We start from the raw sequence: 25920 nt of genomic DNA on the forward strand, positions 1-25920 counted from the left end.
GCTGTCGGCCATCGGCGGCGTACGGGTTCCGTCGGCCACGTGGGCTCGACGCGACGGGCCCGGCACCGCTCGATGATCGAACGGCACCGGGCCCCCCACCAGGGGCGACGAACGGCCGACCGGCCTCAGCTCCCGGCGACCGAGAGCCGCGCCCCCGCCAGCGCCGGTCCACGCTCCGGATCCGGCTCGGCCGCGTCCACCCGCAGCAGATCCGCCGCCCGCTCCCGCTCCCACATCCGCCGCAGCGGACCCTCGACGGCGATCAGCTCCGCGTATCCACCGCGCTGTACGGCCCGCCCGTCCGCCAGGACGACGACCTCGTCCACCGCTTCGAGCCCCTGGAGCCGGTGCGTGATCAGTACGGTCGCCGACCCGCGCGCCGAGCGACCCTCGGTCGCCGCCAGCAGATCCGCCGTCAGCGCGTCGGCGGTCGCCACATCGACGTGCTCCGCCGGCTCGTCCAGCACCAGCACCGGGAAGTCGGCGAGCAGCGCCCGCGCGAGCGCGAGCCGCTGCCGCTGGCCTCCGGAGAGCTGTGCGCCGTGCTCGCCGACCAGGGTGTCGAGCCCCTCGGGCAGCGCGTCCACCCACTCCAGCAGCCGGGCGTCGGCGAGCGCCCGCCGCAGCTCGTCCTCCGTCGCATCGGTGCGCGCGAGCTTGAGGTTCTCCCGTACGGAGCTGTCGAACAGGTGCGCGTCCTGCGCGCACAGTCCGACGAACTCCCGCACGGTGTCCCCCTCCAGCCGGTCCGCGGCCACCCCGCCGAGGGTGTAGGTGCCCTCCCCCGCGTCGAGGAAGCGGACCAGGACCTGTGCGAGGGTCGTCTTCCCGGAGCCGGAAGTGCCGACGACGGCGACCCGCCGCCCCGGCGTGAGGGTGAGGTCCAGCCCGTTGAGCGCGTCCCGGTCCGCCCCCGCGTACCGGGCCCTGATCCCCTGTACGACGAGGGGGAACGCCGTCGCGGGCGCCGCAGCCGGCTGCTCCGGCTCGGATACGGGGACGGGCGCGTCCAGCACCTCGTACACCCGCTCGGCGCTCCGTCGGACCCGCTGGCGGTACTGCACGGCCAGCGGTAGCCCGGTGACCGCCTCGAAGGCGGCGAGCGAGGCGAGCACGACGACCGCGAAGGTCACACCGTCGAGCCGGCCGTCGGCCACGGCGTGTACGCCGGCGAGCGAGGCGAAGACGACCGTCACTCCGCAGGCCAGTGTGGAGAGCCCACCGCCGAGCGCGGTGGCGGCGGCTCCGCGCGACGCGATCCGGGTCAGCCGGCGGTCCGCCTCCCGGGCCCCTTCGATGCGGCCCCGGAGCGCCCCGGCGACGGTCAGTTCGGCGGTACCGCGCAGCAGATCGACCAACCGGGTGGCGAGTACGCCACGGGCGGGGGCGAGCTGCCGTTCGGCCCGGCGCGCGACCGCGCCGCTGACCAGCGGTACGCCCAGCCCCGCGACGAGCAGACCGACGGCGAGCACCGCACCCGCCTCGGGCAGCAGCCAGGCGGTGAATCCGACCGATGCCACGCTCACGACGACGGCGGAACCGGCCGGCAGCAGCCAGCGCAGCCAGTAGTCCTGGAGGGCGTCCACATCGGTGACGAGCCGGGAGAGGAGATCACCGCGCCTGCTGCGCCGCAGCCCGGCCGGGGCGATCCGCTCCAGGCGGCGGTAGACCGCGACCCGGAGTTCCGCGAGCATCCGCAGCACGGCGTCGTGCGAGACGATCCGTTCGGCGTAGCGGAAGACGGCCCGGCCGATGCCGAAGGCGCGGGTCGCCGTCACGGCCATCATCAAATAGAGCACGGGCGGCTGTTCGGACGCGCGGGAGATGAGGTACCCGGAGACGGCCATGAGCCCCACGGCGGATCCGAGGGCCAGGCTGCCGAGCAGCAGTCCGAGCCAGAACCGTCCCCGCTGTGCGGCGGCGGCGCGGCGGACCCGGGTGAGCGCCGGGGCGCCGTCGGCACTGGTCTCGGTGAGCCGGAACCCGTCCTCGTCCATCGCGTCCGTGAGGTCCGCGGTATCCGTCCCCCGATCCGCCGGCACGGCCGGTGTGCCGCGTACGGGCTCCACGCCGGAGTGCGTACGACGGGTGAGGGTGACCACCCGGTCCGCCACGGCCAGCAGCGCCGGCCGGTGGACCACCAGCAGGACGGTCCGTCCCACGGCCAGTCGCCGTACCGCGTCGACGATGCCTTCCTCGGTCTCCCCGTCGAGGGCCGCCGTCGGCTCGTCGAGCAGCAGCAGCGGACGGTCGGCGAGGAAGGCCCGCGCCAGCGCGAGCCGTTGCCGCTGACCCGCCGAGAGCCCGGCACCGTCCTCCCCGAGCCGGGTCTCGATGCCCTGGGGGAGCGCGGTGACGAAGTCGTACGCCCCGGCCTCCCGCAGTGCGTTCCACACCGCCGTGTCGTCGGCGCCCTCGGCCGCCAGCCGTACGTTCTCGGCGATCGTCCCCGCGACGAAGTACGGGCGCTGGGGGACCCAGGCGATCCGCTCGCGCCAGCGGTCGAGATCGAGGTCCTGGAGGTCGGCTCCGTCGACCCGTACCCGGCCCTCGGCCGGGGTGACGAAGCCGAGGAGGACATCGAGCAGGGTGGATTTACCGATCCCGCTGGGGCCGAGCAGGGCGACGGTCTCGCCGGGCTCCACCACCAGCGAGGCCGCGTCCAGCGAGGGTTCCGCCCGGCCGGCGTGGCGCACGGTCACCGCGTCGAGTTCCAGACGCGGCCCCGTCGCACCCCCAGGGGCCAGATCACCCAGCCCCGCACCGCCCGGCGCCAGACCACCCGGCGCCAGATCACCCGGCCCCGCACCGCCCGGCGCGAGGCCACCCAGTACCGCACCGACCGCCGTGCTGGCCTTCGTGCTGGCCTTCGTGCCGGCCGCGCGCCCGCCTTCCGCGCCGTGGCCGGGTGCCGTCGGGTCGGTCTCCAGCACCGTGAAGATCTCCTCGGCCGCCGAGAGGCCCTCGGCCGCCGCGTGGTACTGCGTACCGACCATCCGGAGCGGCAGATACGCCTCGGGCGCCAGGATCAGGATGACCAGGCCGGTGTAGAGGTCCATATCGCCGTGGACCAGCCGCATCCCGATGGTGACGGCCACCAGCGCCACCGACAGCGTCGACAGCAGCTCCAGCGCGAAGGACGAGATAAAGGCGATCCGCAGCGTGCGCATCGTGGCGCGCCGGTACTCCGAGGTGATCGACCGGATCGACTCCGCCTGCGCCTTGGCCCGGCCGAAGACCTTGAGGGTTGGCAGTCCGGCGACCACGTCCAGGAAGTGGCCCGAGAGCCGGGAGAGCAGCCGCCACTGTCGGTCCATCCGGCCCTGGGTGTACCAACCGATGAGCATCATGAAGACGGGGATCAGCGGCAGGGTCACCACGATGATCGCGGCGGAGACCCAGTCCTCGGTGACGATCCGCGCCAGTACCGCGATCGGCACGACCACCGCCAGCCCGAGCTGCGGCAGATAGCGCGCGAAGTAGTCGTCCAGGGCATCGATACCGCGCGTCGCGAGTGCGACGAGCGATCCGGTGCGCTGTCCGCTCAGCCACGCCGGACCGAGCTCCGTGGCTCGGGCCAGCAGCCGCCCCCGCAGTTCGGACTTGACCGCCGCACCGGCCCGGTGGGCAGCGAGTTCGGTCAGCCAGGAGACGGCCGCCCTGCCGACGGCGACCGCCGCCAGCAGGGTCAGCGGGGTCATCAGATCAGCGGCCGGGAGCCCCTTCTCAAAGGCTCCCACCACCACTTCGGCGATGAGCATCGCCTGGGCGACGACCAGCGCCGCCCCGACCAGTCCGAGGAGTACCACCGCGAGCAGAAAGCCCCGGGTGGCACGGGCGTATCGGAGCAGACGCGGGTCGATCGGTTTCACGTGAAACATCCCCCACTAGTGGGCATCGGCGATGTGCTGCGTACCGATGCGCTTGCGGAACACCCAGTACGTCCAGCCCTGGTAGACCAGCACGAGCGGGGTGGCGATTCCGGCGCACCAGGTCATGATTTTGAGGGTGTAGGGGGTGGACGAGGCGTTGGTGACGGTGAGGTTCCATGCCTCGTTGAGCGAGGACGGCATCACGTTCGGGAAGAGGGTCAGGAAGAGCATCGCGACCGCGGCCACGATCGTCACTCCCGAGAAGGCGAACGCCCAGCCCTCGCGCCCGACCTGGTTGGCGCCGATGGCGGCCACCAGCGAGACCACCGCGATGACCATCGCGATCAGGCTCCAACCGTCGCCACGGCTGGCCTGGGTCCAGAGCAGGAAACCGAGCGCCAGCACGGCCGTGAGCAGCCCCAGCTTCAGGGCGAGCGCACGGGCGCGGGTGCGAATGTCCCCCACCGTCTTGAGTGCGACGAACACGGTGCCGTGGAAGGTGAAGAGGGTCAGCGTCACCAGCCCGCCGAGGATGGAGTAGGCGTTGAGCAGGTCGAAGACGTTGCCGACGTACTCCATCTCCCCGTTGATCTTGACCCCGCGCACGATATTGCCGAAGGCCACGCCCCAGAGGAACGCCGGCAGCAGCGAGGTCCAGAAGATGGCGTTCTCCCAGTTGGTCTGCCAGCGGTCCTCGGGCCGCTTATGGCGGTACTCGAAGGACACCCCGCGCACGATCAGACAGACCAGGATCAGCAGCAGCGGCAGATAGAAGCCGGAGAAGAGGGTGGCGTACCACTCGGGGAAGGCGGCGAAGGTCGCACCGCCCGCCGAGAGCAACCACACTTCGTTGCCGTCCCAGACGGGTCCGATGGTGTTGATCAGCACCCGCCGTTCCTTGCGGTCACGGGCGAGCAGTTTGGTCAGGACGCCGACCCCGAAGTCGAAACCTTCGAGGAAGAAGTAGCCGATCCAGAGGACGGCGATCAGGACGAACCAGACGTCGTGGAGTTCCATGCCTCAGCAGCTCCTCAGGGCCTCAGTACGAGAAGGCCATCGGACGGTCGGCGTCTTGATCGTCGCCGCCGATCTTGGTGGGCGGGTTGAGGTCGGCCTCGGTCAGCTCGGGCGGTCCCGCCTTGGCGTACTTCACCATCAGCTTGAACTCGATCACCGCCAGCACCGCGTAGAGCAGGGTGAAGATGATCATCGAGGTGAGGACCTCACCCTGCGAGACACCGGGGGAGACCGCGTCCTTGGTGCGCAGCACCCCATAGACCACCCAGGGCTGCCGCCCCATCTCGGTGAAGATCCAGCCCCAGGAGGTGGCGATCAGCGGGAAGGTCATCGTCCAGAGCGCGACGACCCAGTACCACCTGCTGAAGCGCGGGCTCAGCGGCTTATTGCGGAAGAGCACCAGGTTCGGTACCTCGTCCTCACCGGTACGCATGGCTTGTGGCAGCAGGAACCTCTTGCGGGTGAGCCAGAGGCCCAGCAGTCCGATGGTGACGGACGCCATGCCGAAGCCGATCATCCAGCGGAAGCCCCAGTAGGCGACCGCGATGTTCGGCCGGTAGTCGCCGGGGCCGTACTTCTCCTGTTCGGCCTTGTTGACGTCGTTGATGCCGGGTACGTAGGACTTGAAGTCGCTCTTCGCCAGGAAGGAAAGCAGTCCCGGGATCTCGATGGCGACCTTGTTGTGACCCTCGTCGACATCCCCGTACGCGAAGATCGAGAAGGGCGCGGGTGCCTCGCCCTCCCAGAGGGCCTCGGCGGCGGCCATCTTCATGGGCTGCTGCCGGTACATGACCTTGCCGAGGACATCGCCGCTGATGGCGGTGAACATGCCGGCGGTGATCAGGGTGACCAGACCGAGCCGCAGCGAGGACCGCATCACCGGAATGTGCTTCTTGCGCGCCAGGTGGTAGGCGGCGATGCCGACCATGAACGCGCCACCGACGAGGAAGGCGGCCGTGATGGTGTGGAAGAACTGGGCCAGCGCGGTGTCCTGGGTGAGCACCCGCCAGAAGTCGGTCAACTCGGCCCGCCCGCGCTCCTCGTTGATGCGGTAGCCGACGGGGTGCTGCATCCAGGAGTTGGCCGCCAGGATGAAGTACGCGGAGCAGATGGTGCCGATCGAGACCATCCAGATACAGGCGAGGTGGATCTTCTTCGGCAGCTTGTCCCAGCCGAAGATCCACAGCCCGATGAAGGTGGACTCGAAGAAGAACGCGATCAACGCCTCGAAGGCGAGAGGCGCACCGAAGATGTCCCCGACGAAGCGGGAGTAGTCAGACCAGTTCATGCCGAACTGGAACTCCTGGACGATGCCGGTGACGACGCCCATGGCGATATTGATCAGGAAGAGCTTTCCCCAGAACTTCGTCGCCTTGAGGTACTTCTCCTTCTCCGTCCGCACCCACGCGGTCTGGAGGCCGGCCGTGAGGGCGGCGAGGGAGATCGTCAGGGGAACGAAGAGGAAGTGGTAGACGGTGGTGATGCCGAACTGCCATCGCGCCAAGGTCTCTGGTGCCAGAGCCAAGTCCACGTCGTCATCTCCTTACATCGACGAGGTCAAGCGGCAGTTTGCCTGATTAATCCCATCGATCATGGGATGAACAGGACACGCTTGTGAACGCGTTCACATTCACAAGCAATTATGGCTCATAGGGAAATCGCACGGATGACCGGGGTACCCCTTTGTGACAATCCACCCCGAGCGGACATGCCCCTGCCCAGCCCCGGGCCCCGGACGACCCCCGGCCGGGCACGGGACGGCCTGCTCGTGGACCACCGCGCCGGGGGGGGATCCGGTCCGGGACACACCGCTGCCCCGGACCGGATGACCGGACCGGGGCAGCGACAACGACGTACAGAAGGAAGGCCCGCGCCGAGCTCACGGGCTCACGGAGCTACGGAGCTACGGGGCCACGAGGCTCACGGAGCTCTGGAACCACCGATCAGCCAGAGCGCCAGGCCCGCCGAGTCAGACCCGCCGAGCGGCTGGGCCGTCGCGTCAGGGGCTAGAGCTGCCTGCGGAAGGCGTCCGCCGTGTGCAGCAACAGATCATTGGCCTCTTCCTCACCAATGGTGATCCGCACGCCCTCCCCCGCGAACGGCCGCACCATCACACCCGCCGCCTCACAGGCCGCCGCGAAGTCGACCGTACGGTCCCCGAGCCGCAACCAGACGAAGTTCGCCTGGGTCTCCGGCACCGTCCAGCCCTGCTTGACCAGGGACTCGTACACCCGAGCCCGCTCGCAGACCAGCGAACCGACCCGCCCCAGCAGCTCGTCCTCGGCCCGCAGCGAGGCGACCGCCGCGTCCTGTGCGAGCTGTGTCACACCGAACGGCACGGCGGTCTTGCGCAGCGCGGCGGCCACCCGCTCATGGGCGACGGCGAAGCCGACCCGCAGCCCCGCCAGTCCGTACGCCTTGGAGAAGGTGCGCAGCACCGCCACATTGGGGCGGTGCCGGTAGATCTCGATCCCGTCCGGCACATCGGCGTCCCGGATGAACTCCCGGTACGCCTCGTCCAGCACCACCAGCACATCCGACGGCACCCGGTCGAGGAACCGTTCCAGCTCGGCCCGGCGCACCACCGTGCCGGTCGGGTTGTTGGGATTACAGATGAAGATCAACCGGGTCCGGTCGGTGATCGCTTCGGCCATCGCGTCCAGATCGTGCACCTCGCCGGCGGTCAGCGGCACCTGCACCGAGGACGCACCGCTGACCTGGGTGATGATCGGGTACGCCTCGAAGGAGCGCCAGGCGTAGATGACCTCATCGCCCGGGCCCGAGGTGGCCTGCACCAACTGCTGGGCCACGCCCACCGACCCCGTACCGGTGGCCAGATGTTCCAGTGGCACGCCGAAACGATCCGCCAGCTCGCTCATCAGACCGCTGCACGCCATGTCCGGGTAGCGGTTGAAGGTGCCCGCCGCGGCCATCACCGTCTCCATCACCCCGGGGAGCGGCGGATACGGATTCTCGTTGGAGGACAGTTTGTACGCGGCCGGGCCGCCGGCCGCCGCGGGCCTGCCGGGCCTGTAGGTGGGGATGCCGTCCAGTTCGGCGCGCAGTTTGGGGCTCGTCTCACTCACCGCAGGTCCTCCTCGACCGTCCGCACACCGCGCGGAACCCTCACATCCGAAGCATGACGAAGCATGACGTCGGAACCAATACTGCTCACCCTATGAGGATTCCCGCCCGCCGCGTATGGCCGGAGCGGGGAAGATCCGGACCCGGTCGCGGACCGCCGTACGGAACGTGGCCGGGTGCGGGTGCGGGTGCGGATCGGAGCCTGCCCCGCGCGCATCCCCCGAGCGGCCGGCGGATCGCACGGAAGGAGCAGGACGGACCGCCCGTCCGGGAGCGCGCACGGGGGGACCACGGCAGGGGGGCGCACGATTCCCTGGCGCACGCCGGTGGCTCACTCCGTAGCGCGCATCCCCCGTAGAGGTGAGTTGAGACCTCGCCGAAACATCCCCCTCTCCGTAGGACGATGCGGCAAGAAGGGCCATACGGTGTAGGCGGAACGTTCAACTCCCTTAATTTCCAAGGCAGTTGATGCGCTATGATCATGCAGAAACGTGCCTGTCAACGAGTGAATATGCGACCGGCCCAACCGTCCATGCGAGCCCTACTATCGGCTCGCCATGACAGCAGCAGGGAAGCACCAGGTGAGCCGGACGGACACATCCCGCCGGGGGAACCGGCAAGGTCGGGCGGGCATCCGAGACGTCGCCGCCGCAGCCGGTGTCTCCATCACGACTGTCTCCGACGCGCTCAACGGGAAGGGCCGGCTCCCGGACGCCACCCGCAGACATGTCCGTGAGGTCGCCGACCGGTTGGGCTATCGCCCCTCCGCAGCGGCCCGAACCCTCCGTACCGGCAAGTCGGGCCTCATCGGCCTGACCGTGACGACATACGGGGATGAACCTTTCACCTTCACGGAGTTCGCGTACTTCGCCGAGATGGCCAGAGCCGCGACCTCCGCGGCGCTCGCCCGCGGCTACGCGCTGGTCATCCTCCCCGCCACCTCACGACACGACGTGTGGTCGAATGTCGCGCTCGACGGCACGGTCGTCATCGATCCGTCCGACCACGATCCGGTGGTCACCGAACTCGTCCGGCAAGGGCTGCCCGTCGTCTCCGACGGACGTCCGGCCGGCACCCTCCCGGTCACCGCCTGGGTCGACAACGACCACGAAGCCGCCGTACTCGATCTGCTCGACCATCTCGCCGACGCGGGCGCCCGCCGGATCGGGCTCCTCACCGGAACGACCACCGACACCTACACCCGACTGTCCACCACCGCCTATCTGAGCTGGTGCGAGCGGGTGGGTCAGGACCCGGTCTACGAGTCCTACCCTGCCCACGACCCGTGCGCCGGGGCCGTCGCCGCCGACCGGCTGCTCGCCCGTCCCGACCGGCCCGACGCCGTGTACGGACTCTTCGACCCCAACGGCACCGATCTGCTCGCCGCCGCCAGGCGCTACGGGCTGCGGGTCCCCGAGGATCTGCTGCTCGTCTGCTGCAGCGAGTCGACGGTGTACGCCACCACCGAACCGCCGATCACCACCCTCTCGCTCAAGCCGCGCAGGATCGGCACGGCGGTCGTCCAGCTCCTCATCGACGCGATCGAGGGAATCGATGAGGACGGCCCGGTCGAGCAGGTGATACCGACCGAATTGATCATCCGGACGTCCTCGCAGCGTCGTTCTCCGCGGACGACGGTGAGCGCGCCACGCTCACCGGCACCGGATTAGGGCGTTTCTGATGGATCGGACCAGCCAGCAAGATCCATCAGAAGCCCCCTGGGGCGTGTCCGACACGGCCTAGACCTCACCAATCCGGACGAAACATCTGATGCATCAGGGGTGGGGAATGGATTCACCACCCCTGGTGCGTCACAGAGCGCGGGCCTCATTCCTATGATGGGCGCACGACACCGCGGACCACCCCGACCAGGTTGGGCCGAGAGGTGAACGGCGGCGCGACGGTGGTGGAGGGGTCGATGACTCAGGGGGCCGGTCAGGGACCCGTGGTGCGGACGGCGACATTGCGAGATTTCCGCGTCCCTCCGTACGCGCAGGTGCCGGTTCAGTCGGAGGCGCCGCAGGCGGAGGAGATGCTTCCCCCGCAACCGCCGCACCCTCCTCAAGAACTTCACCCACCCAACGCGGACCAGACGGCACAGGCACCTCAGCAGCCCCATCCGCATACGCCACCCCCTCCGCATACGCCGCCACACCCGCCCGCCCCGCCCCGGAGTCATCCGCCCCAGCAGCAGCCCGTGGCCCCCCATTCAGGCCACCCCGGGAACGCCGTACCGGCCGATGAACCGCCGGAGGGTTACACAGCCACCGAACGCGACCTCCTGGTGATCGGGCGTGACACGCCCGCCGACACCGTCCGGCGGGGGCTCGCCCCCGGCGAGTCTCCGGTACCCGACGGTCTCGGCCCGCTCTACGTCGTCGGCGATGTCCACGGCTACCTCGACGAACTCATCGCCGCGCTCACCGCCCAGGGCCTCATCGACGCCGACGGCCAGTGGGCCGCGGGCAACGCCCGGCTCTGGTTCCTCGGCGACTTCACCGACCGCGGGCCGGACGGGATCGGCGTCATCGATCTGGTGATGCGCCTCTCCGCCGAGGCCGCGGCGGCGGGCGGCTACTGCAAGGCCCTGATGGGCAACCACGAGCTGCTGCTGCTCGGCGCCAGGCGATTCTCCGACACACCGATCGACTCCGGCGCCGGCACCGCCACCTTCCAGGCCGCCTGGCTCCTCAACGGCGGCCAGAAGTCCGATATGGACCGGCTCCAGGACGTCCATATGCAGTGGATGGCCCGGCTCGACGCGGTGGTCGAGGAGGATGCGCACCTCCTGATGCACTCCGACACCACCGCGTACCTCGAATACGGCTCCACCATCGAGGACGTCAACGACACCGTTCACGCCATCCTCACCCGCAATGACGCCGATGAGTGCTGGGACCTCTTCCGCAAGCTCACCAAGCGCTTCGCCTTCCGTGACGAAGCCGGCCCCCAGGCCGTGCGCGAACTGCTCTCCACCTACGGCGGCACCCGTGTCGTGCACGGCCACAGCCCCATTCCGTATCTGCTGGGCGAAGTCGGCACGGAGAACGGCGAGGACGGCGACCGCCCGGTGGTCGACGGGCCGCACGTCTACGCGGACGGTCTCGCCATCGCCATGGACGGCGGCGTGACCATGGCCGGAAAGCTACTAGTCGTCCAACTTCCGCTGCCCGCCTGAGCCAACAGCGACACGCTATTTGTCGAAACCCCCTGTCACCGTGTGCCGTAACCGCTCTACCATCGGCATATCCGTAGCAGGCTCTCCTTCGTATCCACCCAACCGCCCCTGCACAGCGGGGCCGGATCGGGCCTACGGAGCATCGGGGGATGCACATGAATAGCGCTCCGCACCTGCTGACCGAGGATCGCGCCGAGTACGAGCGGATCCTCGAAGAGGCGCTGCGCGATGCCCATGAACGACCGGAACTCACCGCGGTGGGACAACGACTGAACGCCGCGCAACTACGCACGATGGCCCTCAACGCGACGGCGGAGATCGCCTCGTACGCCGCCGCCGAGTACGAGCACTACGTGAGGATCCGCGAGGAGTCGCGCGCGCCGACGGCGACCTCTTCCGTGCGGGGGACGCTGTCGGGTCCCGCCTCCGGTGAGGCGGGTGACAGCGGGGCCGGGCTCTCGGCCGTGGTGACGGTACTGGCCCCCGTTCTCGCCGGGACGGCGGCGGTGATCTTTCTGCTGATCGGGTATCTCTTGAAGATGCTCGACCCCCCACCCTCCTTCGCGACGACCCTGGTCACCGCGGGCTGGTTCTTCGGGGCGCTCACGGCGGCGGCGATCCTGGTCGCGGCGGTCGGACTGCTGCTCACCGCGCTGCGCAACAGCGCGACGCAGGTGCCCGCCGAAGAGACGACCGGGGAGCTTCCCGATGAGGTGGCGCGGGCCAAGGACGCCTGGCGCCATGCACTGTTGGAGCGGGGCATCCTGCCGTATCTGCGGTCCGCGCTGGCGGACCCCAGCACCGACCCGATGACCACGACACCGCAGCGCCCCATCAGCCGTATCCCGAAGGTGGGGTACAGCGGGCCGGACTACTCCAGCCCGAGCGAGGGATCGACGGCGGGACAGCGGCCGACGTTCACCAGCCCGGACTTCAGCAGCCCGGATTTCGGAGGGCCCGAGGCCCGGCCGGAGTGACTTCCGGCGTCACCCCCGCCCGCGTCCGGGCGGGCAAGGGGGTAAGCGCGGACGGGCAGGGGTACGGGGGGTGACGCGGACGCGGCCAGGCATGACACCCGCCCGTCCCGCCCCCGTCCCGCCCCCGTCGTGTCCCGCCTGCCTGCCGCCTGTCTGCTTGCCCGCTTGCCCGCTTGCCCGCTTGCCCGCTTGCCCGCTTGCCCGCCTCAGAGGATGCCCTCGCGCCGGGCGGCAACCCGCCAGGAGGGGAACTCGGACAGCAGCCGGTCGTACAGCTCGGGATCGGAGATACGGCTGATGTCGTCCACCGCGAAGAAGCCGACGTTGTCGACCCGCCGTCCGGCCATGGCGTCGAGGCGCTCCAGCACTCCGTAGTTGGACCGCCCGAGGCCCACGAACTGCCAGAACAGTGGCTCGTCCACCGCCTCCCGCAGTTCCCGTTCGATCTCGGCGTTGCGGTGGACACCGCCGTCGGAGAAGAACAGGACGAGGGTGGGTTCCGACGTCGGGTTCGCCCGGACATAGGCGCGCACCTCGGCGATCACCTTCTGTTCCTCGTTCTGGATGCCGACCGCCCGCATGTCCACCTGGCGGGGATCCAGCCCTCGCCGCGGCTTCCCACGCCATCCGAAGAGGCTGAATTCGCCGACCCGTACATGGAGCTTCAGCCACTCGGGCAAGTCGCCGAGCTCCAGATCGGGCAACCGGGCCGGGTGTGAGGCGAAGGTCCACGCCTGCATGGTGCCGTCGTCGTCCAACTGCGCGGCGACCGCGGCCATCCGCTCGACCACATCGGTGACGACACCCTTCGAGTACAGCGAGGCCATCGACCCGGAGGCGTCCAGCACCAGGATGACCCGGGCCGTGACCCCGGTGGCGCCGTGCTTACGGAGGCTGACCGCCACCTGCTCCTTCCGCAGCGACAGGCGCTTGCGCATATCGACGGGAAGCCGCTCCTCACCCTTGCTGAGACGCGGCCTCGACGCGGCAGCCCCGGCACCGGGCGCGGAAGCCGGAGCGGGAGCCGGTACGGGGGTGGGTGCGGGAGCCGATACGGGAGCCGGAGCGGGCGCGGGAGCCTGCCGGGGCAGGGGTACGGGAGCGGGCGCGGGCGCGGCGGGGGCCGGTGCCTCGTCGACCGTGATACCGAAGTCGGTGGCGAGACCGGCGAGACCGGAGGCGTACCCCTGGCCGACCGCGCGGAACTTCCACCGCCCGGCGCGCAGGTACAACTCCCCGCTGACGAAAGCCGTCTCCGTCGCGGCGTCCATATCGAAGCGGGCGAGTTCGGCGCGCGTCCCGGCGTCCAGCAGCCGAAGCGTAAGACCGGACATCCCGCCGAACGTCCCGCCGTCGGCGGACGCGCACAGGACGACCCGCTCGATACCGGGTTCCAGTTCGTTCAGGGCCACCTCGACCGTATCGGTGACCGTACCGGCGTCCCGCCGCTTCCCCAGATGCCGGACGGCGTCGGACGCATGGCGCGGCTGGTTGTAGAAGACGAAGTCCGCGTCGTCCCGCACCCGTCCGGATCCGGTCAGCAGCAGGGCCGAGGCGTCCGCGTCGGGCGCACCGGGGGCGTCCGTCCAGGTCAGTACCGCGTGCACCGTGGCCACGGAGACCGGACAGTTGGCGCCTTTACTCATTGATATTGCTGTCACCCGGCCAGTCTGCCGAGAATCCGCCCGGCCGAGGAAGATCCTCGCCGTCTCGACTTCCACGATCGGGCTTGCCGGCGGACCGGACGGCGCCCCCTGTGAGGGGACGCCGAGGCCCCAGCCGGACCGCCCGGACCGCCCGGCCCACCGGCCCACCGGCCCACCAGACCGTCAGCCCGTCAGCCCGTCAGCCCGTAACTCTGCTCACTCCACTCACTCCGCGAGTGGCAGATAGACCCGGTTACCGCTCGCGGCGAACTCCTTCGACTTCTCCAACATCCCCTCCGTGACCTCGTCGGCCGTCGCCCCCGGGGCGTCGTCACCGCCGAACCGTTCGTTGATGCTCCGGCTGATTTTCATCGAGCAGAATTTCGGACCGCACATCGAGCAGAAGTGCGCGGTCTTCGCGGGCTCGGCCGGCAGGGTCTCGTCGTGGAACTCCCGCGCCGTGTCCGGATCGAGGGCCAGATTGAACTGGTCCTCCCAGCGGAACTCGAAGCGGGCGTCCGAGAGCGCGTCGTCCCACTCTTGCGCGCCCGGATGTCCCTTGGCGAGATCGGCCGCGTGCGCGGCGATCTTGTAGGTGATGACACCGGTCTTCACATCGTCCCGGTTCGGCAGGCCGAGGTGCTCCTTGGGGGTGACGTAACAGAGCATGGCCGTGCCCCACCAGGCGATCATCGCCGCCCCGATACCTGAAGTGATGTGGTCGTACGCGGGGGCCACATCGGTCGTCAGCGGGCCGAGCGTGTAGAAGGGGGCCTCTTCGCAGATCTCCTGCTGAAGGTCGATGTTCTCTTTGATCTTGTGCATCGGGACGTGACCGGGGCCTTCGATCATCGTCTGCACCTGAAAACGCTTGGCGATCCTGTTGAGTTCCCCCAACGTGCGCAACTCCGCGAACTGCGCCTCGTCATTGGCGTCCGCGATCGAACCGGGCCGCAGCCCGTCACCGAGCGAGTAGGTCACGTCGTACGAGGCGAGGATCTCGCACAGCTCCTCGAAGTTCTCGTACAGGAACGACTCCTTGTGGTGCGCCAGGCACCAGGCCGCCATGATCGAGCCACCGCGCGAGACGATGCCGGTCTTGCGGCGCGCCGTCAGCGGGACGTACCGGAGCAGCACGCCGGCGTGGACCGTCATGTAGTCGACGCCCTGTTCGGCCTGCTCGATGATCGTGTCCTTGTAGATCTCCCAGTTCAGTTCCTCCGCCCTGCCGTCGACCTTCTCCAGGGCCTGGTACAGCGGCACGGTGCCGATCGGCACGGGCGAATTGCGCAGCACCCACTCCCGGGTGGTGTGGATATTGCGCCCGGTGGAGAGGTCCATGACGGTGTCCGCGCCCCAACGCGTCGCCCAGGTCATCTTGTCCACCTCCTCCTCGATGGAGGAGGTGACCGCGGAGTTGCCGATGTTGGCGTTGACCTTCACCAGGAACCGCTTGCCGATGATCATCGGCTCGATCTCCGGGTGGTTGACGTTGGCCGGCAGCACCGCGCGACCGGCCGCGATCTCCTCTCGTACGACCTCGGGCGCGACGTTCTCCCGGATGGCCACGTACTCCATCTCCGGTGTGATCTCGCCCCGGCGCGCGTACGCGAGCTGGGTCACCGCCCGGCCGTCGCGCCCGCGGCGGGGCTGGCGCGGGCGGCCGGGGAAGACCGCGTCGAGGTTCCGCAGTCCGCCCCGCGGTGAGGTGTGCTTGATCCCGTCGTCCTCGGGGCGGATCGGCCGGCCCGCGTACTCCTCGGTATCGCCCCGGCCGGTGATCCAGCTCTCCCGGACCGGCGCCAGACCACGGCGTACATCGGTATCGATCGCGGGGTCGGTGTACGGACCGGAAGTGTCGTACAGCGTCACATCCGCGCCATTGGTGAGGTGCACCTGCCGGACGGGCACCCGGATGTCGGGGCGTGAGCCCTCGACGTACCCCTTGTGCCAGCCCGGCGTGCGCTCTGCCGCCTGGTCGACGGCAGACGTGTGTGCATCCTGAACGGTCATGGAGACCTACTCCCTACGCCGGCATTACCCGGTAACAGGTTCGGCGGTCGACGCAGCGGCTTCCGTGGCTGCCGTACTGGGGTTGGCCAGTCGGCTCGTACGGAGGTCAGCGTCCTCTCAGCCCGGTGCTCCGAGCTCCCGCGTGTGCAAAGGTGCCACCACGCTAGCGTTCTTTCTGGCGCGCTGAACAGAGGCCCCCCGGCGTTCTTGCGATGATCGGTCGGTGACCTCTTCGCCGCCCGACCCCCAGCAGCCGCCCGAACCGCCGCGGGAGGAGCATCTTCCGCACCCCCGGCCGCAGACGCCGGAAGCGCACAGTCACGGCCACTCACACAGCCACGGTCCGGCCGCACCGGTCTCCCGGCACCTGCGCAAGGTCATCGCCGCCGTACTGATTCCGTTCGCCGCCGCGGTGGTCGTGGGGTTGGTGGTGCTCTGGCCCGGTTCCACTCCCGGGCACGAGCGCACCGGTGTGGGGTTCGACCGGCAGACCGAACAGGGCACGGTGACCCGGCTCGACAAGATCGACTGCAAGTCCGCCAACGCGGGCCGGGTGCCCCCCACCGGGGACACCAGCACGCCCGAGGGCAGAGAGGCCGTCAACTCGCAGCAGGGCGAGTGCGGGAAGGCGACGATCAAGGTCACCACCGGCAGTGACAAGGGCCGCACCTTCTCCGAGATCGTCCAGCCGGACGCGCCCCGCCAGTTGGAGAAGGGCCAGGGGGTGGTGGTGGCGTACGCGCCGGACGCGCCGCGCGATCTCCAGTACTCGGTGATCGATGTGGACCGTACGGTTCCGATGGCGCTGCTGGCCGGGATCTTCGCGGTCGCGGTGGTGCTGGTGGGGCGGATGCGTGGGGTGATGGCGCTGATCGCGCTCGCCACGTCGTTCGCCGTGCTGTCGTTCTTCATCCTGCCCGCGATCCTGGCGGGCTCCAATCCGCTGATCGTCGCGGTGGTCGGGGCCAGCGCCATCATGCTGATGGCGCTCTATCTGTGCCACGGTCTGAGCGCGCGGACCTCGGTCGCCGTGCTCGGCACCCTGATCTCCCTGTTGCTGATCGGGCTGCTCGGCTCGCTCTTCATCGGCTGGGCGCATCTGAGCGGCAACACCGACGACAACACCGGCCTGATCCACGGCCTCTACCCCAACATCGACATGAGCGGGCTACTGCTCGCGGGCATCATCATCGGCTCGCTCGGTGTCCTCGATGACGTGACGGTGACCCAGACCTCGGCCGTCTGGGAACTGCGCCAGGCCAATCCGGACATGGGGCCGCGCGCGCTGTACCGCGCGGGCATCCGGATCGGCCGCGACCACATCGCGTCCGTGGTCAACACGCTGGTCCTGGCGTACGCGGGTGCCGCGCTGCCGCTGCTGCTGCTGTTCTCGATCGCGCAGAGCAGCGTGGGGACGGTGGCCAACAGCGAACTGGTCGCGCAGGAGATCGTCCGGACCCTCGTCGGCTCGATCGGGCTGGTCGCCTCGGTGCCGGTGACCACCGCGCTCGCGGCGCTGGTGGTCTCGGCCGACCGGCCGAGCGGCAGCGCGGCGGCACCGGCCGTGGCGTCGGACGGATCGCCCGTACGCGCCGGGGGTACGGGGCGGAGCGGACCGCCGGGGCGGGGTGGGCTGCCGGGCCGGGGGGGTACGGGCCGTCGCCGCAAGAAGTAGTCACGGCCTGGGGCACGGGCCCCGGTCGCGGGATCGGCCCCGGTTTCGGCTTCGGCCTCAACTTGGGTCTCGACTCCCCCGACCGGGGCCCGGGACGGGAGTCGGGCCGGCGCCACCCCGACCGGTGTCGCACGCACCACCGATGCGGCGTAGTGACGTTTCTGCACCGGCCTTCAGCACATCGCGCCCCACCCGCCGCTCCTCGCTCCGTCCCGCTCTCCGCTCCGTACCGCGCCCTGTGTACCGCAAGCCTCCCGGACCCGTGTACGCGGCCTCCAGGGCCCCGTACGCCGGTCCCCGGACTTGGCCAGGTGGTCCACCGAGCACCGCCCGTCGCGCCGCCCCGGTGCCCACCGCGCACCGTGGGTCAGCCCGCGTTCTCCTCGGTCTCGGCGAGGATGTTCTTGAGCGCCTTGTCGAGATCGCCCTCGAAGTCGCGGAACGCCCGCTCCTGGCCCAGCGGCACCAGCTTGTCGGTGCGGTCGAGGAAGGCCACGATCGGCCCCACGCTCACCTGGAACAGCGCCTGATCGGCGCCGACTTGGAGCCGGATGGCGATGTCCGACAGCTCCTCGGGACCGGTCGGGGCAATCCGCACATCGCCGTCACCACTCGGGCCGAGGATGCCGTCCATCAGGAGATCTCGACCGAAAGCCCAGGTCACAGGCGCGTCTCCGGGTAGATGGAAGGTCATCCGCACGGCATACGGATCCTCCGTCTCGTATCGGAGTTCCACCGGGATCCGGAACGAGAGCTCCTCGGAGACAAGGAAACTCATCAGGACCTCGGCCTGGACCGACTCGCGCATTGTGTACCCCGCAGTGAAGGAAGCCTGCTGAAAGCCTGTCAAAAACGGCCAGGAACTACCCCTGTGACCCTCTTGCCGCCATCGTGCTGCACGCGCTAGAAGACTACAAGGAGTGATTCTTCAGATACTGATAGAGAACGAAAGGGCACTGAGCAGCCCTCCCACTCCTAACCGTAGTTGCTCGACCGCAGGGAGCAACCTCTCCTCCTGGTGAAGGGGAAGAGAAATGGCCATCGCAGCAGCGGTCGATCCGGCCGTGATCGGGATGGCGGCGCAGACCGTACCGAGGGCGTACTCCTGCCGTTCCACGACCGGTTGCATCCGTCCCGTGGCGGCCAGCCGTTCCGACAGGGAGCGCTGGTCGGAGACGGAGTAGGGGGTCACCGGCTGGACCGGATGACGCTCCAGATGATCACGGCGCGCGCTCTCCTCGAGCTGGCTGAGAAGGCACTGACCGATGGCGTGCGCATGACCGGTCTCCCGGAAGTTCGCCCATTCCTGGACGGCGGGCGTATACGGCGTGTCGGCGACGGCGACGAGCTCGATCTCGCCCTCGCGGTAGACGGCGAAGTAGACCGGGGCACCGATCGCATCCCGCCAGTGCTCTAACGATTTTTCAAGGCTGCTGCGACGCCCCTGCACAGTGCCGCCGACAGCGAGCCGGCCGACAGCGCCACCGAGGACGAACACACCCTTCTCACGGCGCAGATAGTCCTCATGCGTCAGGGTGCGCAGCAGGTGATAGGCGGTGGGGAGGGGGATTCCGGCTTCCCTGGCGAGCTGCTTCGCGGGGGCGCCGTCCGGGTGGGTGGCGGCGGCCTCCAGAAGCCGCAGCGCCCGCTGTACCGAACCGATCAGAGTAGGGGCAGTACCGTTCGTACCTGTGGCCACAGGTCACCCCCAGGCATGGTGACGGGCGCATCGCCCGCCCGTGGGGGCCGCCCCCACGTGCCCGCCGCGGCGCCCCGTGGGTGACCCCGAGCATCCAGTGCGGACACTTCAAGGGCTTCGAGGGCGTTGACGACGGCTTGCCACTGTAAGGGCGCCCTGCCCGCCGCACCTGGGGTTCGGCGGGTGTTCCCCCGGCCGGGTTAACACCCGCACCGGGAGTGGCTACCAGTCGCCTCGCGAATTCGACGACGCCATGAACTTCCTTACGACGAAGACGAGTCCGGCGATCAGCGCGACGAGGAGCAGGGCCTTGAAGAGCAGAGCGATCACGAAGCCGACGACGTTCGCGATCATCCCGCCGAAGACGACCAGAGCGACGACGGGCACCGCGACCCACTTCACCCACCAGGGCATGCCAGCGAATATCTCCCGCACAGCCATCGTCCTACCTCTTTCTCGATGCGTTCGGTCCGGTCTACGCGATCCACGCGATGGGGCTGAGCCCGTGTCCCCGATGCTAGGCGGGCGCGGCGGCGAACGGGGGGCCGCGAGCCCTTGATCTCCCCTGACCGGTCCCCTAGGGATCGAGGAGGGGTCGCCTCCGCTTCCGGTCGGACTCCCAGGACGACCCTCTCAGCTCTCCGGAGGAGAGAAGACCACCATCACCCGTAGGTCCTCGGTGATGTGGTGGAACTTGTGCGGCACCCCGGCCGGCACATAGACCACACTGCCCCGCCCCACCTGGGTCGTCTCCATACCGACCGTGATCGCGGCCCGGCCGCTGACCACGAAGTAGATCTCGTCCTCGGTGTGCGGGAGCTGTGGGTCCAGGGCGCCCGCGTCGAGCGCGTAGAGACCGGCCGACATGTTCCGCTCCCGCAGGAACTGGAGATACGCGCCGTCGTTCGCGGCACGCTCCGCCTCCAGCTCGTCCAGTCGGAATGCCTTCATCGTTCGCCCCTGCCGTTGATCCGATCGCGTCTGTCACGATCAGACACATGATGAATTTCCTAGTCAAGACGATCGCCAACGCGGTCGCCCTGGGCGTAGCCATCTGGCTGGTCGGGGACATCACGCTGACCGGTGAGAACACCGGCAAGAAGACGCTGTCGCTGATCCTGGTGGCTCTGCTCTTCGGTCTGGTCAACTTCGTCGTCAAACCCATAGTGAAGCTGCTGACGCTGCCGCTGTTCATCCTCACCCTGGGGCTGATCACGCTGGTGGTCAACGCTCTGATGCTGTTGCTGACCTCCTGGCTGGCGACCGAGCTGGAGCTGAACTTCCACGTCGAGGGCTTCTGGACGGCCGTCATCGGCGGATTGATCATCTCGGTCGTCTCCTGGGCGCTGAACGTCGCCCTGCCCGACAAGGACTGAGCGGGGCGCCCGGCTCGCCGGCCGGGGACCGTACGCACGGAATGAGCACGGAATGAGTGGTGTCAGCGATATGCGCGTGGGAGACGGTACGACGGCGGTACGGGCGGGGCTGCCCGATCCCGTGAAGTACGAGCCGACCTTGCCGGGCCCGGTCTTCGCGGCCCATTTCCATCTGCCGGGAGAACCGACCGGCCCGTACACCTACGGCCGGGACACCAACCCGACCTGGACCCATCTGGAACGGGCGATAGGGGAGCTGGAGGCACCGGGGGAGCCGGTCGAGACCGTGGCCTTCGCCTCCGGGATGGCCGCGATCTCCGCGGTGCTGTTCTCCCAGCTCAAGGCCGGGGACACCGTGGTCATGCCCACCGACGGCTACCAGGCGCTACCACTGGCCCATGAACGGCTCCGGTCGTACGGCATCGAGGTCAGAACCGCGCCGACCGGTGGTGACGCGCAGCTCGCCGCCCTGGCGGGGGCGCGGCTGCTGTGGATCGAGACCCCGTCCAACCCGGGGCTCGACGTGTGTGACGTACGGCGGCTGGCGGCGGCGGCGCACGATGCCGGCGCGCTGGTCGCCGTCGACAACACGCTGGCGACCCCACTCGGGCAGCGTCCGCTGGAGCTGGGCGCCGACTTCTCGGTGGCCAGCGACACCAAGGGGATGACCGGCCACGGCGATATCCTGCTCGGCCATGTGACCTGCCGGGACGCCCGGCTGGCCGAGGAGGTACGGCTCTGGCGCAAGGTCGTCGGGGCGATTCCGGGGCCCATGGAGGCATGGCTGGCCCACCGGTCGTTGGCCACCCTGCACCTCCGGATCGACCGCCAGTGCGCCAACGCGCTGGCGCTCGCCCAGGCCCTCGGCGAGCGGCCGGAGGTGACCGGGCTGCGCTATCCGGGGCTGCCGACGGACCCCTCGTACCCCTGCGCCTCGCGTCAGATGCGGCGGTACGGCGGGGTGGTCTCCTTCGTGCTGCCCGACCGTGGGCACGCGGAGCGGTTCCTGGCAGCCCTGCGGCTGGTGGACGATGCCACGAGCTTCGGCGGGGTGCGCTCGTCGGCGGAGCGGCGCGGTCGCTGGGGCGGGGACGCGGTGCCGGAGGGGTTCATCCGGCTCTCGGCGGGGGCCGAGGACCCCGACGATCTGGTGGCGGACGTCCTGCGGGCCCTGGACTCCGCGGCGACGGCCTGAGGCTCGTTGCCTGGGGAGAGCGCCTCCTGCCGGGGGCCACGTGGCGTCATCCGCTGCCGTCGTGTTCCACCGGGGGCCGCGTGGCGTCATCCGCTGCCGTCGCGTTCTGCCGGGGGCCGCGTGGCGTCGTGTTCCGTCGGGGCCCATGTTGCGTCGTGTTCCGTCGGGGCCCATGTTGCGTCGTGTTCCGTCGGGGGCGGCGTGCCCCGAAACGGGATCGCCGGGTGCCGGACATGGCTCCGGGACCCCCGGAGCCGGGGCGTCCGCTGATCCCGGAAAGCGTGCCGGCTCCCCGGCGCCGTGGCCGGTCCGCGAGGCGGCGGAACGCCCCCGCGAACGGCCCGGCGCGGGCCCGGACAGCCGGGACGGGCGACCCGAGCCTCCCCCCTCATGGCTCGGACCGCCCCGGTTCTTCCCCCCGGAGAACCGTGCCGACAAGGCTAGTTGACTCTGCGTCAGTGTCCAATCACAGTAGCGACAGCGGGCTATCGACTTATTTATAGTTGTTCAGCCCGGGGACCTCGACGAGCGGGAGGCACGTGGCATGGATCTGGCCCTGCTGCGCACATTCGTGACGGTGCACCGGGCCGGTTCCTTCACCCGCGCCGCCGCCCTGCTCGGACTCTCCCAGCCCGCGGTGACCGGTCAGATACGCACCCTGGAGCGCCAGCTCGGCCGCCCGCTCTTCTTACGCCAGGCCCGTGGGGTGACACCGACGACCATCGGTGACGAACTCGCCCACCGGGCCGCACCCCATCTGGACGCGCTGATCGAGATAGCGGAGACCGGCCTGGAAGAGGACGCGCGCACCCGGACCCTGCACCTCGCCGGCCTCCCCGAATTCACGTCCTTACGGGCCCTGCCGGCCCTCACTCCACTGATCTCCCAGGGCCTGACCCTGCGGGCCTCGTTCGGAAACGCCGAGGAGACGTTGGAGGGCCTGGCCGCCGGCCATCACGATCTAGCCATCACCACGGCCCGCCCGCGCGGTGGGCTGCTCTCCGCCACTCCGCTCTGCGACGAGGAACACGTCCTGGTCGCCTCCCCCCGCTGGGCCGCCCGCCTCGGGCCCGATGTGCTGCGCGGCGGTCGGGTACTGCTGGAGCAGTTGCCCGTGGTGGAGGTCCATGAGTCCCTGCCGCTGGTCTCGCGGTACTGGTCCGCCGTCTTCGACTCCCGTCCGGCCGCCGCGGGCGCCGTCATCGCCCCCGATCTCCGCGCCGTCCTGGAGACCGCGGCCTCCGGTGCCGGGCTCGCCGTGCTGCCGCGCTATCTGTGCGCGGAGGCCCTGGAGCGCGGGCGGCTGGTCGCCCTGCTCGACCCTCCGGTGCCGCCGCTGCGCACCTACTTCCTCGTCGTACGCACCGGCACGCTCGCCCACTCGCATATCGCACGGGCGCACGAGCGGCTGCTGCGGACGGCCGTGGACTGGTGATCGCGCGGCCGACAGGAGTTTCAGATCGGGCGACACGGGCCATTTTCTAGCCATGACCGAACGTCCCGTGGTCAAGCGCACCGCCCGTGCCATCCTGCTCGACGCCGACCAGCTGGTCCTGATCAAACGCACCAAGCCCGGTATGGATCCCTACTGGCTGACGCCCGGGGGTGGGGTCGAACCCGGGGACGCCACCGTGGTCGACGCGCTCCACCGCGAGGTGGACGAGGAGCTGGGTGCGAAGATCACCGATCTAGTGCCCTGTTTCGTCGACACCGTCGAACACATCGCGGACGGCGGCGTGACCGGGGTGAAGGTGCAGCACTTCTTCGTCTGCCGACTGGAGTCCATGGACCCCTCGCGACGGCATGGCCCGGAAGTGGATCAGCCCTGTGGCACGTACGAAATCGTGCGGGTGCCCTTCAGCCGGCTGGGAATCGCCACCGTCCATCTCGTACCGCTGTCGCTGCGGCACTATCTGGACGGCAATATCGAGGGCGTACGGGCGATGCACGCGCCGGACCTGGGCTGATCCGAACTTCACCGCAACGGGATGTTTCACGTGAAACCGCGCAGGTGATTCCGCTCACCGGGTCCGTCTCTCACCCCTGCCCCGCAGTTGGCCTGTTCGCACCGACCCCGACCCCAGTCGGTTCGGACCAGCCCCGCAGTTGGCCTGTTCGCAGCGGTGATCGACGGCTGATCACCCTGGCGCCCGAACGGCCGGTCGCGACCACTTCCCGGAAAGTACTGGACGAGCGATCATCACGTCGGCGAGCCTGATCCCTATGCCGACACCGTTCCCAGAGCTGTCCCTGCGCCGTCTCACCTTGGACGACCTCGTCTCCTGCGTCGATCTCTCCGAGAATCGTGGCTGGCCGCGCGAGGAGCACAAATGGGGACTGCTACTCACGGCGGGTCAGGGTTACGGCATCGACGACCCCTCGGGCCAAGGGCTGCTGGCCGTCTCGGTGGTGACCTCATACGGCCCCGATCTCTCCGCCATTGGCATGGTGCTCGTCTCCGAGCGGTACGCCCGTCAGGGCATCGGACGCCGGATGATGGAACAGATCCTGGAAGACGCCGGGAAGACTCCACTGACGCTCTATGCGACCGCTAACGGTCGACCGCTCTATGAGCAGCTTGGATTTGTCTCCGTGGGCAGCTCCGAGATGGTGCGCGGCCATCTCCGACCCTCGGCCCGGGCCGCCGCGGAAGTGGTGCGCACCCGGCGAGCGACCGCCGAGGACCTTTCAGCGATCATCCGCCTGGACACCGAGGTCTTCGGTCTGGACCGCACCCATATGCTCGCTCGGCTGCCGGCCTTCGCGGACCAGATCCGGGTGGCGGAGGAGAACGGCACGCTGACCGGGTACGCGGCCGCCTGGCCCAATGAGGACACTCATGTCATCGGACCGCTGATCGCCCAGGACACCGGGACGGCGAAGGCTCTGATCGCCTCACTGGCCCCGGGCACGGACCGGCCCTTCCGCACGGATATCGCCGTCCACCACGAGGAACTGCTGGGCTGGCTGAAGGAACACGGCCTGGAGACGGTCGCGTCCAACACCATGATGACCTACTCCATTGATGCCCTTCCGGGTGACTGGACCCGTCGCTTCGCACCGCTGTCGGTCGCGGCCGGCTGACCCGCCCGGTCACACCGCGGGACGATCCCGGGCGAATCACCGACAGGGATGATTGCAGACGCGGTATATTGCGCGCGTCGTCTACCCTGGGGAGTGCGCGGCTCGATCGCGTGCCCCGAACCGCTCCCGCGTCCGGGGCGATGGAGGAGGAACCAGATGACCGCGACGGACCCCGCGCTCACCACACTCTCCCAGAGCTGGTGCGCGCTCTCGCTGCTGCACGGCACGATCGAAACCCATATCGAGCGAGCCCTGGAGAGCGGCCACGGCCTGAGCGTGCGCGAGTTCTCCCTGCTGGATGTCCTCAGCCGTCAGCACAGCGGCCCCGGCGGTCATCTTCAGATGAAGCAGGTCGCGGAAGCCGTCGTGCTCAGCCAGAGCGCCACGACCCGGCTGGTCACCCGACTGGAGGACCGAGGGCTGCTCCGGCGCTATCTCTGCGAGACCGACCGTCGAGGCATCTACACAGATGTGACCGAGGCGGGCCTCACGCTGCTCGCCGAGGCGCGTCCCACCAATGCCGCTGCCCTGCGCGAGGCGTTCGACGAGGCCGCTCAGAATCCGGTGCTCGCCCCTCTGGTCCGGACCGTCGAGGAGCTGAAGCTCCCCACGTAGTCTGCGGATCATGAACGATCTGGAGATACGGCCCGCGGTTCGCGACGACCTCCCGGCGATTGTGGCGATGCTCGCCGATGATCCGCTGGGCGCTCTGCGGGAGTCCCCGGACGACCTCACCCCGTACACAGCGGCCTTCGAGCGGTTGGCCGGGGATCCCCATCAGCACCAGATCGTCGCCGTCCGCGCGGGCCGCGTGGTCGGCACACTCCAGCTCACGATCATCCCCGGGCTCTCCCGGCGCGGCTCCATCCGCTCGATTATTGAGGGAGTGCGCGTTCATGCCGATGAGCGCGGTGACGGACTTGGCAGCCGGCTCATCGAGTGGGCGATCGAGGAGTCCCGGCGCCAGGGGTGCCAACTGGTCCAACTGACTTCGGACACCTCCCGCACGGACGCCCGTCGTTTCTACGAGCGGCTGGGATTCGAGCCCTCTCATATCGGGTTCAAGCTTCCGCTCTGACCGACCCACACGGGCCGGATCGACGA

General features: G+C 69.3%; 21 protein-coding genes and 1 riboswitch. Of the genes, 11 read left to right on the plus strand and 10 right to left on the minus strand.

Annotated elements, in window-relative coordinates:
- Positions 1-125 precede the first annotated feature (125 nt).
- The 4 genes from cydD to hisC all read right to left on the minus strand — a co-directional run bounded on the left by cydD (position 126) and on the right by hisC (position 7975).
- On the minus strand, positions 126-3872 hold the full coding sequence (cydD, locus tag ACH4S7_RS12550; protein ID WP_398521105.1) for a thiol reductant ABC exporter subunit CydD: 3747 nt from the start codon (positions 3870-3872) through the stop codon (positions 126-128).
- A 15-nt stretch (positions 3873-3887) separates the two neighbouring features.
- Positions 3888-4889 carry a cytochrome d ubiquinol oxidase subunit II gene (gene cydB, locus ACH4S7_RS12555; protein WP_398521106.1) on the minus strand — a complete coding sequence of 334 codons (1002 nt, stop codon included), beginning with the start codon at positions 4887-4889 and terminating at the stop codon, positions 3888-3890.
- A 22-nt stretch (positions 4890-4911) separates the two neighbouring features.
- Positions 4912-6420 carry a cytochrome ubiquinol oxidase subunit I gene (locus ACH4S7_RS12560; protein WP_398521107.1) on the minus strand — a complete coding sequence of 503 codons (1509 nt, stop codon included), beginning with the start codon at positions 6418-6420 and terminating at the stop codon, positions 4912-4914.
- Positions 6421-6895: 475 nt separating this feature from the next.
- The gene (gene hisC, locus ACH4S7_RS12565) at positions 6896-7975 is read right to left on the minus strand and encodes a histidinol-phosphate transaminase (RefSeq protein ID WP_398521108.1); all 1080 of its coding nucleotides are present in this window, start codon (positions 7973-7975) and stop codon (positions 6896-6898) included.
- A gap of 555 nt (positions 7976-8530) precedes the next feature.
- Here hisC and ACH4S7_RS12570 point away from each other — a divergent pair.
- The 3 genes from ACH4S7_RS12570 (at position 8531) to ACH4S7_RS12580 (ending at position 12128) form a co-directional block, all read left to right on the plus strand.
- Positions 8531-9643 (plus strand): LacI family DNA-binding transcriptional regulator, encoded by a 1113-nt coding sequence (locus ACH4S7_RS12570; protein ID WP_398521109.1) that lies wholly within the window; start codon positions 8531-8533, stop codon positions 9641-9643.
- A 233-nt stretch (positions 9644-9876) separates the two neighbouring features.
- Positions 9877-11151 carry a metallophosphoesterase gene (locus tag ACH4S7_RS12575; RefSeq protein ID WP_398521371.1) on the plus strand — a complete coding sequence of 425 codons (1275 nt, stop codon included), beginning with the start codon at positions 9877-9879 and terminating at the stop codon, positions 11149-11151.
- Between the two features lie 149 nt (positions 11152-11300).
- The gene (locus ACH4S7_RS12580; RefSeq protein WP_398521110.1) at positions 11301-12128 is read left to right on the plus strand and encodes a hypothetical protein; all 828 of its coding nucleotides are present in this window, start codon (positions 11301-11303) and stop codon (positions 12126-12128) included.
- 206 nt (positions 12129-12334) lie between these two features.
- Here ACH4S7_RS12580 and ACH4S7_RS12585 read toward each other — a convergent pair whose 3' ends face one another.
- Complete coding sequence (locus ACH4S7_RS12585; protein WP_398521111.1) at positions 12335-13774, minus strand: VWA domain-containing protein; 1440 nt, start codon at positions 13772-13774, stop codon at positions 12335-12337.
- A gap of 225 nt (positions 13775-13999) precedes the next feature.
- Positions 14000-15787 (minus strand): phosphomethylpyrimidine synthase ThiC, encoded by a 1788-nt coding sequence (thiC, locus tag ACH4S7_RS12590; RefSeq protein ID WP_398521112.1) that lies wholly within the window; start codon positions 15785-15787, stop codon positions 14000-14002.
- A riboswitch (TPP riboswitch) is annotated at positions 15781-15939 on the minus strand. Its footprint overlaps the gene before it by 7 nt.
- A gap of 71 nt (positions 15940-16010) precedes the next feature.
- On the opposite strand from thiC, the gene ACH4S7_RS12595 reads away from it, so the two are divergent.
- Positions 16011-17462 (plus strand): YibE/F family protein, encoded by a 1452-nt coding sequence (locus ACH4S7_RS12595; protein ID WP_398521113.1) that lies wholly within the window; start codon positions 16011-16013, stop codon positions 17460-17462.
- A 367-nt stretch (positions 17463-17829) separates the two neighbouring features.
- On the opposite strand, the gene ACH4S7_RS12600 is transcribed toward ACH4S7_RS12595, so the two are convergent.
- The 4 genes from ACH4S7_RS12600 to ACH4S7_RS12615 form a co-directional block, all read right to left on the minus strand.
- Positions 17830-18270, minus strand: coding sequence for an SsgA family sporulation/cell division regulator (locus tag ACH4S7_RS12600; RefSeq protein WP_398521114.1), 441 nt, complete (start codon positions 18268-18270; stop codon positions 17830-17832).
- Positions 18271-18390: 120 nt separating this feature from the next.
- The gene (locus ACH4S7_RS12605) at positions 18391-19161 is read right to left on the minus strand and encodes an IclR family transcriptional regulator (protein WP_398521115.1); all 771 of its coding nucleotides are present in this window, start codon (positions 19159-19161) and stop codon (positions 18391-18393) included.
- A 222-nt stretch (positions 19162-19383) separates the two neighbouring features.
- The gene (locus ACH4S7_RS12610) at positions 19384-19596 is read right to left on the minus strand and encodes a DUF5326 family protein (protein ID WP_398521372.1); all 213 of its coding nucleotides are present in this window, start codon (positions 19594-19596) and stop codon (positions 19384-19386) included.
- Between the two features lie 198 nt (positions 19597-19794).
- Positions 19795-20112 carry a cupin domain-containing protein gene (locus ACH4S7_RS12615; protein WP_398521116.1) on the minus strand — a complete coding sequence of 106 codons (318 nt, stop codon included), beginning with the start codon at positions 20110-20112 and terminating at the stop codon, positions 19795-19797.
- Between the two features lie 47 nt (positions 20113-20159).
- On the opposite strand from ACH4S7_RS12615, the gene ACH4S7_RS12620 reads away from it, so the two are divergent.
- The 7 genes from ACH4S7_RS12620 (at position 20160) to ACH4S7_RS12650 (ending at position 25894) form a co-directional block, all read left to right on the plus strand.
- The gene (locus ACH4S7_RS12620) at positions 20160-20537 is read left to right on the plus strand and encodes a phage holin family protein (protein WP_398521117.1); all 378 of its coding nucleotides are present in this window, start codon (positions 20160-20162) and stop codon (positions 20535-20537) included.
- 52 nt (positions 20538-20589) lie between these two features.
- Positions 20590-21732, plus strand: coding sequence for a cystathionine gamma-lyase (locus ACH4S7_RS12625; protein ID WP_398521118.1), 1143 nt, complete (start codon positions 20590-20592; stop codon positions 21730-21732).
- 544 nt (positions 21733-22276) lie between these two features.
- Complete coding sequence (locus ACH4S7_RS12630) at positions 22277-23167, plus strand: LysR family transcriptional regulator (protein ID WP_398521119.1); 891 nt, start codon at positions 22277-22279, stop codon at positions 23165-23167.
- Positions 23168-23219: 52 nt separating this feature from the next.
- Positions 23220-23699, plus strand: a complete 480-nt coding sequence (locus tag ACH4S7_RS12635; RefSeq protein ID WP_398521120.1) for an NUDIX domain-containing protein — start codon at positions 23220-23222, stop codon at positions 23697-23699.
- Between the two features lie 256 nt (positions 23700-23955).
- Positions 23956-24816 carry a GNAT family N-acetyltransferase gene (locus tag ACH4S7_RS12640; protein ID WP_398521121.1) on the plus strand — a complete coding sequence of 287 codons (861 nt, stop codon included), beginning with the start codon at positions 23956-23958 and terminating at the stop codon, positions 24814-24816.
- Positions 24817-24972: 156 nt separating this feature from the next.
- Complete coding sequence (locus ACH4S7_RS12645) at positions 24973-25431, plus strand: MarR family winged helix-turn-helix transcriptional regulator (protein WP_398521122.1); 459 nt, start codon at positions 24973-24975, stop codon at positions 25429-25431.
- A gap of 10 nt (positions 25432-25441) precedes the next feature.
- The gene (locus tag ACH4S7_RS12650; protein WP_398521123.1) at positions 25442-25894 is read left to right on the plus strand and encodes a GNAT family N-acetyltransferase; all 453 of its coding nucleotides are present in this window, start codon (positions 25442-25444) and stop codon (positions 25892-25894) included.
- Positions 25895-25920: the final 26 nt, after the last annotated feature.

It is taken from the genome of Streptomyces sp. NPDC020965 (assembly GCF_044333555.1).
Taxonomy (GTDB): domain Bacteria; phylum Actinomycetota; class Actinomycetes; order Streptomycetales; family Streptomycetaceae; genus Streptomyces.

Coding starts and splice junctions, on each gene's coding strand:
- ACH4S7_RS12615 (WP_398521116.1), bottom strand. CDS start 20,112: ATGAAGGCATTCCGACTGGACGAGCTGGAGGCGGAGCGTGCCGCGAAC.
- ACH4S7_RS12570 (WP_398521109.1), top strand. CDS start 8,531: ATGACAGCAGCAGGGAAGCACCAGGTGAGCCGGACGGACACATCCCGC.
- ACH4S7_RS12580 (WP_398521110.1), top strand. CDS start 11,301: ATGCACATGAATAGCGCTCCGCACCTGCTGACCGAGGATCGCGCCGAG.
- ACH4S7_RS12585 (WP_398521111.1), bottom strand. CDS start 13,774: ATGAGTAAAGGCGCCAACTGTCCGGTCTCCGTGGCCACGGTGCACGCG.
- ACH4S7_RS12645 (WP_398521122.1), top strand. CDS start 24,973: ATGACCGCGACGGACCCCGCGCTCACCACACTCTCCCAGAGCTGGTGC.
- ACH4S7_RS12600 (WP_398521114.1), bottom strand. CDS start 18,270: ATGCGCGAGTCGGTCCAGGCCGAGGTCCTGATGAGTTTCCTTGTCTCC.
- ACH4S7_RS12635 (WP_398521120.1), top strand. CDS start 23,220: ATGACCGAACGTCCCGTGGTCAAGCGCACCGCCCGTGCCATCCTGCTC.
- ACH4S7_RS12620 (WP_398521117.1), top strand. CDS start 20,160: ATGATGAATTTCCTAGTCAAGACGATCGCCAACGCGGTCGCCCTGGGC.
- thiC (WP_398521112.1), bottom strand. CDS start 15,787: ATGACCGTTCAGGATGCACACACGTCTGCCGTCGACCAGGCGGCAGAG.
- ACH4S7_RS12630 (WP_398521119.1), top strand. CDS start 22,277: ATGGATCTGGCCCTGCTGCGCACATTCGTGACGGTGCACCGGGCCGGT.
- ACH4S7_RS12625 (WP_398521118.1), top strand. CDS start 20,590: ATGAGTGGTGTCAGCGATATGCGCGTGGGAGACGGTACGACGGCGGTA.
- ACH4S7_RS12650 (WP_398521123.1), top strand. CDS start 25,442: ATGAACGATCTGGAGATACGGCCCGCGGTTCGCGACGACCTCCCGGCG.
- ACH4S7_RS12640 (WP_398521121.1), top strand. CDS start 23,956: ATGCCGACACCGTTCCCAGAGCTGTCCCTGCGCCGTCTCACCTTGGAC.
- cydB (WP_398521106.1), bottom strand. CDS start 4,889: ATGGAACTCCACGACGTCTGGTTCGTCCTGATCGCCGTCCTCTGGATC.